2 protein-coding genes are annotated in these 734 nt (G+C 57.6%); both read right to left on the reverse strand.

What is annotated here, in order from left to right; translation table 11 throughout:
* The coding region (locus CRV02_RS14280; protein ID WP_129090901.1) for a phage minor tail protein L at window positions 1-279 on the reverse strand (279 nt) is incomplete at its 3' end.
* On the reverse strand, window positions 279-608 hold the full coding sequence (locus CRV02_RS14285) for a phage tail protein (RefSeq protein ID WP_129090902.1): 330 nt from the start codon (window positions 606-608) through the stop codon (window positions 279-281). The genes CRV02_RS14280 and CRV02_RS14285, both read right to left, overlap by 1 nt.
* Window positions 609-734: the final 126 nt, after the last annotated feature.

Consider the following 734-nt stretch of genomic DNA (forward strand, 5'->3'; position numbering starts at 1 on the left):
AGATGTGTATAAGAGACAGATACCGCTGCGGTTAGCAACCGTCAGCGTGCGGCGCGTACGGGTGCCTTTGCTATTCAGTTCAAAACCGCTCCCCTGAATGGGATACGGCTGATACCGTCGCCCCTGGCAAGTGACCGGCTCTCCTTTTTCGTTCTGCTCATTACAGAAAAAATAACGTTCTCCACCGACCTCTGTCAGGTCGATTTCCCAGAGCACCACGCTGGCCGACTGCTCCGCACGGGTGCATTCATTCAGTGTTTCCTGCCGGATATCCTGCATCAGTTCACCACCTGTTCAAACTCTGCGCTGAACTCAACACGCAGCATACTGACCCGCGACGACCATTTTGCGCAGGTCACCTTTATCTGCCGCCACTCATAAGGCGGCGTCCCCAGAAAGGAGTGCCAGCCCCCGTGCGCGTCCGGAAACGCCTCCAGTACCGTGGCCTCCGCACGGGGGACAGAAAGCGTCACGCTGTACGTTTTCAGGTTGGCATTCAGCCCGGCAGGCGCTCGCTGAGAATAGCCATCACCAAAGCGCACCTTTCTTACAGAAGGGACCGAAGCCACATCCATACCGGGTTTCACTTTCCAGCGGAAGGTCTTCATCGTCCACCTCCGGAGACCAGGCCACCATCACGCATCTGTGTCTGAATTTCATCACGGGCACCCTTGCGGGCCATGTCATACACCGCCTTCAGAGCCGCCGGACCTATCTGCCCGTTCGTGCCGTCG

It is taken from the genome of Arcobacter sp. CECT 8989 (assembly GCF_004116715.1).
Lineage (GTDB): Bacteria > Campylobacterota > Campylobacteria > Campylobacterales > Arcobacteraceae > Halarcobacter.

Coding starts and splice junctions, on each gene's coding strand:
- CRV02_RS14285 (WP_129090902.1), bottom strand. CDS start 608: ATGAAGACCTTCCGCTGGAAAGTGAAACCCGGTATGGATGTGGCTTCG.